Source organism: Cupriavidus sp. IK-TO18, assembly GCF_015549295.1.
Taxonomy (GTDB): Bacteria; Pseudomonadota; Gammaproteobacteria; order Burkholderiales; family Burkholderiaceae; genus Cupriavidus; species Cupriavidus oxalaticus_A.
The window spans coordinates 344,649-350,648 of the sequence record NZ_JADGMP010000015.1 but is presented as its reverse complement, the minus strand read 5'-3'; the positions used below and the strand labels follow the sequence as shown (position 1 = coordinate 350,648).

Genomic DNA, 6,000 nt, shown 5'->3' with positions numbered 1-6,000 from the left:
TTGTTTACAACCCCTGCAAAGAAAAATGCCGTTCAGACTTAACTGAACGGCATTAGCCCAACCGGGCGGCTTTCTTTCTTTTGGGGCTTGTTCAGCTCGGCAGCTTCCAGCCGTAGCGCACCGACACCAGCCGCATCGCGATGATCGCCAGCGCGCCGGTCATCAGCGCCGCCTCCTGCTGCACTTCCATCCAGGTCAGGCCGATGTAGATCCAGCAGCCGACGAAGGAGCAGGTCGCATAGGGCGAGCGGTCGCGCAGGATCATCGGCACTTCATTGCACAGCACGTCGCGCACCACGCCGCCGAACACCGACGAGATGATGCCCATCATTACCGCCACGGTCGGCGTCATCTGCCCCACCAGCGCCAGCGAGGTGCCGGTGACCGAGAACAGCCCCAGCCCGATCGCGTCGGCGACGATCAAGGCCCGGTCCGACGCCACGCGGCTGACCACGCGCAGCACGAATGACGCGCCAAACGACATCGCGAAGATCAGCAGCACATAGCCTTCATGCTCGACCCAGTAGAACGGGCGCCGGTCCAGCAGCACGTCGCGCAGCGTGCCGCCGCCAAAGGCCGTGGCGAACGCCACCACGAAGGTGCCGACCACGTCGAGCCGCTGCTTGCGCGCGTCGACCACGCCCGATACCGCGAAGGCGAGTACGCCGATGACCTCCATGATATGGAGGATCAGGGGCAGCCGCCCCATCAGCAATTCGAGCGGGAGATGCATCCGTGGCGCTGGTCAGGCCCGGCGCATCAGGGCTTCGGCTGGCGCAGCAGCACCATCAGCGCGCCGGCGCCACCTTCGGCCTCGCGCGCCTGCACGAAGGCGAGCACTTCCTCCTTCTGCACCAGCCAGCTGCGCACCTTGCCCTTGAGCACCGGCAGCTTGTCGGGCGAGCCCAGGCCCTTGCCGTGGATCACGCGCACGCAGCGCACGCCGTTGCGCACCGAGCGGCGCAGGAATTCGGCCAGCGCTTCGCGCGCCTCGTCGCTGCGCAGGCCGTGCAGGTCGACCTTGTCCTGCGGCACCCATTCGCCGCGGCGCAGCTTGCGAATCACGTCCATGCCGATGCCAGGCCGGCGGAACGACAGCGTCTCGTCGGTCTCCAGCAGGCTTTCGACATCGAACTCGTCGGACAGCGAGGCCTGCAGCACCGCCTGGTCGTTGCGCTGCGATTGCACCGGTACCGGCGCGGGTTTGCTGACGGGGTGGTGGGCGCGGTTGCGGTCGCGCAATTGGCTGACCTGGCCCACGCTGGCGCGAAACACGTCGGCTTCCTCGCGGGCGCGCTGCGCCGCCTGCTCGGCGGCCAGGCGCTCGGCTTCGCGCCGCTCGGCATCGGCCTTGAGGTTGTCGCGCAGGCTGGACAGGTCGTTCAGGCCGAAGCGCTGGGTCGGTCGGTCGGGTTTGCGGGCGCCTTGCGTCATGAAAAATCTCCGGGTACTCGCCGGGATTATATCGACTGGGGCAGGGCAGCCACGGAGGCTGCGGGGAAGGGGTGAACCGGCCGCGGTGGCCGGTTCGGAGAGGCGGGATTACTTCAGGGCTTCGACAAAACGCTGCGCATCCAGCGCGGCCATGCAGCCGGTGCCGGCGCTGGTGATTGCCTGGCGGTAGACGTGGTCCTGCACGTCGCCGGCGGCGAACACGCCCGGCACGCTGGTGGCGGTGGCGTCGCCCTGCAGTCCCGACTTGGTCACCAGGTAGCCGTTCTTCATTTCCAGCTGGCCGGCGAACAGGTCGGTATTGGGCTTGTGGCCAATGGCGATGAACACGCCCGCCAGCTTCAGGTCTTCGGTCTGGCCGGTCTTGGCGTTGCGGATGCGGATGCCGGTCACGCCCGAATCGTCGCCCAGCACTTCGTCCAGCACGTTGTCGTAGCGGATCTCGATGCGGCCTTCCTTTTCGCGCTGGAGCAGGCGGTCGACCAGGATCGGCTCGGCGCGGAAGCTGTCGCGGCGGTGGATCACGGTGACCTTGCTGGCGATGTGCGACAGGTACAGCGCTTCTTCCACGGCGGTGTTGCCGCCGCCGACCACGGCGACTTCCTGGTTCTTGTAGAAGAAGCCGTCGCAGGTGGCGCAGGCCGACACGCCGCGGCCCATGAAGGACTCTTCCGACGGCAGGCCCAGGTATTGGGCCGAGGCGCCGGTGGCGATGACGAGGGCGTCGCAGGTGTATTCGCCGGCGTCGCCGATCAGCGTGAAGGGGCGGGCCGGCTTGCCGTTTTCATCCACCAGCTTCGCGGTGTGGATGTGATCGAAGATGATTTCGGTCTTGAACTCTTCGGCATGCGCCAGCAGGCGCTGCATCAGCTCGGGACCCTGGACGCCCTTGGCATCGCCCGGCCAGTTCTCGACGTCCGTGGTGGTCATCAGCTGTCCGCCCTGGGCCAGTCCGGTGATCAGCACCGGCTGGAGGTTGGCGCGGGCCGCGTAGACCGCGGCGGTATAGCCGGCGGGACCAGAACCGAGAATCAGCACTTTTGCGTGTTTTGCCATGATGCGTTCCTGTGGCCGGTGCGGCATGATGCCCACCGGCATTGCTCGAAACCGACATTATAAGAGGAGCCGCATTTGCCCACTGTTGCAAATTCCAATGGGTGCGATAGCCGCCGCCCACGTTAAAATGGCCGCCACGATGCCCGTCAGTCACCTCGTCAGTTACCTCGTCAGTCCGCTGACTCAGGCCGACGGCGGCGCCAAACGCATCCGGAATCACCCTAAAAGAGTCCTATCCAGGCATGGCCCGAGCTACCACGACCACCCGCACCGATCCATCGGCCTTGCCATCCCGCATCGGCAAACTGCTGGGCGAGGTACGCTGGTTCCTGCTGCTGGCCGTCACGCTGGGTTTCCTGTGCGTGCTGGCCAGCTACAGCAAGACCGACCCCGGCTGGTCGCATGCGAACCAGGTCGCCGATATCCATAACCTGGGCGGCCGTGTCGGGGCCTGGGTGGCCGACGTGCTGTTCTTTATCTTCGGCTTCTCGGCTTACTGGTGGGCGGTGCTGCTGGTGCGGCGCTGCTGGCGCGGCTGGCGCACGCTGACGGCCGAGCTGCCCGAGCGCGCGGACGACCGCCAGCATCGCCAGGGCGTGACGGTGAGCTGGGTCGGCTTCGTGCTGACGCTGCTGTCCAGCATGGGGCTGGAGGCGATCCGCATGTACCCGCTGCGCGCCGCGCTGCCGCGCGCGCCGGGCGGGGTGCTGGGCGACACGCTGGGCGGCTGGATGCAGGTGGCGCTGGGCTTCACCGGGGCGACGCTGCTGCTGCTGCTGCTGTTCGCGATCGGGCTGTCGCTGTTCTTCCACTTCTCGTGGCTGTCGGTGGCCGAGCATATCGGCGGTTTCGTCGAGACCATGTTCCTGGGCTTCAAGGCACGCCGCGAGAGCAAGCAGGACCGCATCATCGGCGAGGCCGCCAAGGTCGAGCGCAAGGAAACCGTCGAGGTGCAGCGCGTGCGCATCGAAGAGGCACCGCCGGTGCAGATCGTGCGTCCGCAGGCCGTGCCCAAGCATGAGCGCGTGGAACGCGAGAAGCAGCAGCCGCTGTTTGCCGATATCCAGGACTCGGACCTGCCGCCGCTGTCGCTGCTCGACCCGATCCCGCCGCACCAGGAAACGGTCAGCGCCGAGACGCTGGAATTCACCTCGCGCCTGATCGAGAAGAAGCTCAAGGACTTTGGCGTGGAGGTCAAGGTGGTGGCGGCCTACCCGGGGCCAGTCATCACGCGCTACGAGATCGAGCCGGCCACCGGCGTCAAGGGCAGCCAGGTGGTCAACCTGGCGCGCGACCTGGCGCGTTCGCTGTCGCTGGTGTCGATCCGCGTGGTCGAGACCATCCCCGGCAAGAACTACATGGGCCTGGAGCTGCCGAATCCGAAGCGCCAGACCGTGCGCCTGTCGGAGATCCTGGGCTCGCAGGTCTACAACGAGAGCGCTTCCAGCCTGACCATGGCGCTGGGCAAGGACATCGCCGGCAAGCCGATGGTGGCCGACCTGGCCAAGATGCCGCACTGCATGGTCGCGGGCACCACGGGCTCGGGCAAGTCGGTGGGCATCAACGCGATGATCCTGTCGCTGCTGTACAAGGCCAAGCCTGAGAGCGTGAGGCTGATCCTGATCGACCCCAAGATGCTCGAAATGAGCGTCTACGAAGGCATTCCGCACCTGCTGTGCCCGGTGGTGACGGATATGCGCCAGGCCGGCAACGCGCTGAACTGGGCCGTCGGCGAGATGGAGCGGCGCTACAAGCTGATGAGCAAGCTGGGCGTGCGCAACCTGGCGGGCTACAACAAGAAGATCGACGAGGCCGCGGCCAGGGAAGAGAAGATCCCGAATCCATTCAGCCTGACCCCGGACGCGCCGGAGCCGCTGGACAAGCTGCCCACCATCGTCATCGTCATCGACGAGCTGGCCGACCTGATGATGGTGGTCGGCAAGAAGGTGGAAGAGCTGATCGCCCGCATCGCGCAGAAGGCGCGCGCCGCCGGCCTGCACCTGGTGCTGGCCACGCAGCGCCCGTCGGTGGATGTGATCACCGGCCTGATCAAGGCCAACGTGCCGACCCGCATTGCTTTCCAGGTCAGCAGCAAGATCGATTCGCGCACCATCCTCGACCAGCAGGGCGCCGAGACGCTGCTGGGCATGGGCGACATGCTGTACCTGGCGCCGGGCACCGGCTTGCCGGTGCGCGTGCATGGCGCTTTTGTCTCGGACGATGAAGTCCACCGCGTGGTGGAGAAGCTGAAGGAAGGCGGGGAAGCCAACTACATCGAGGGCATCCTCGAAGGCGGCCTGACGGACGATGGTGGCGGCGATGGCTTTGGCGGCGGCGCTGGTATCGGCGGTGGCGGCGGCGAGGCCGATCCGCTGTATGACCAGGCAGTGGAAGTGGTGCTGAAGAATCGCCGCGCGTCGATCTCGCTGGTGCAGCGCCACCTGCGCATCGGCTACAACCGCGCCGCGCGGCTGCTGGAGGATATGGAGAAGGCGGGGCTGGTTTCGGCCATGTCGGGCAATGGCAATCGCGACATCCTGGCGCAGGGCGGTGGCGCGGCTGCGCGGGATGATGAGTGACTAGCGGAGGCGGGCATTCAGGCTGGCCGTGGATTGCGCAGCCTGAGTGTGCTAGCGGCGCTTAAGCAGTAGGTCGAGCTTCGCGTTGACGTTGTCGACCTTGGCGTTGACGTTGTCGACCTTGGCGTTGACGTTGTCGACTTTCGCGTTGACGTTGTCGACCTTCGCGTTGACGTTGTCGACCTTCGCGTTGACGTTCCCTAGCTTGGCGTTGACGTTCTCTAACTTCTCGTTGAATTCTTCAAAGCCCTTTTCGACCCGCACCTCCAGGCGCTCGATGCGCGAATCAACTGCGTCCAGGCGACCCGTGAGGCGGCGGTCCATTTCGGTGATCCGAGAGGCGAGCGGACCGGTGGCCTTTTCGATCTTGTCCTGGGTGCTCTCATTCAGCCACGACATCACGGAAAAGACGAACGCTACACCGGCCAGAATGCCCGTGACTACCATGGCGGGATTAAAGGGCTTGGCAGCGGTCTTTTCCTGCCAGGCGTCGAGTTCAATCCTGACCTGGCGTGTCGCGATCCTCTTCATCTCGTCGCGGTCGAGACGCCTGGCGTCGTGCCGGAATGGCTGACGCCCGGCAGCAGGTTTGGCGTTGGTCATATTGCTGGCCCAGTGGATTTGGCCGCCTCCCGGCGAAGCAGCGAGCAAGAGGCGGCGTGGCGAGTGCTCTACGTACATGCACTGCATTGTCTTCCACGCCAAGTAAAGAAGCGTTTCGTCCTGATACGAGATTCGCTTTACGGGGTCCTTTACCGCAAATTGAGAGTTTTCGTGCCTGAGCCGGCGCAGTTCGCGCACCATCTGCCGTAATATCCGGTTACCCGCGAAGCAGGGGCGGCGCGGAATCCTGCACCAGCAGCTGGCTCTAACAAGACACGTTGACCGTGCAGTGGACTGCCTGTCAGACGCC

Annotated in this window: 5 protein-coding genes; 1 reads left to right on the top strand and 4 read right to left on the bottom strand. The window is 65.5% G+C overall.

Annotated elements, in window-relative coordinates:
- Nucleotides 1-91: 91 nt before the first annotated feature.
- The 3 genes from IPF36_RS14215 to trxB form a co-directional block, all read right to left on the bottom strand.
- On the bottom strand, nt 92-733 hold the full coding sequence (locus IPF36_RS14215) for a trimeric intracellular cation channel family protein (RefSeq protein WP_133093977.1): 642 nt from the start codon (nt 731-733) through the stop codon (nt 92-94).
- 26 nt (nt 734-759) lie between these two features.
- Nucleotides 760-1,434 (bottom strand): Smr/MutS family protein, encoded by a 675-nt coding sequence (locus IPF36_RS14210; protein WP_133093978.1) that lies wholly within the window; start codon nt 1,432-1,434, stop codon nt 760-762.
- A gap of 108 nt (nt 1,435-1,542) precedes the next feature.
- Nucleotides 1,543-2,508, bottom strand: a complete 966-nt coding sequence (gene trxB / locus IPF36_RS14205; protein ID WP_133093979.1) for a thioredoxin-disulfide reductase — start codon at nt 2,506-2,508, stop codon at nt 1,543-1,545.
- Between the two features lie 242 nt (nt 2,509-2,750).
- Here trxB and IPF36_RS14200 point away from each other — a divergent pair, with 242 nt between their 5' ends.
- The gene (locus IPF36_RS14200; protein ID WP_195428314.1) at nt 2,751-5,087 is read left to right on the top strand and encodes a DNA translocase FtsK; all 2,337 of its coding nucleotides are present in this window, start codon (nt 2,751-2,753) and stop codon (nt 5,085-5,087) included.
- Between the two features lie 51 nt (nt 5,088-5,138).
- On the opposite strand, the gene IPF36_RS14195 is transcribed toward IPF36_RS14200, so the two are convergent.
- Complete coding sequence (locus IPF36_RS14195) at nt 5,139-5,891, bottom strand: hypothetical protein (protein ID WP_195428305.1); 753 nt, start codon at nt 5,889-5,891, stop codon at nt 5,139-5,141.
- Nucleotides 5,892-6,000 lie beyond the last annotated feature (109 nt).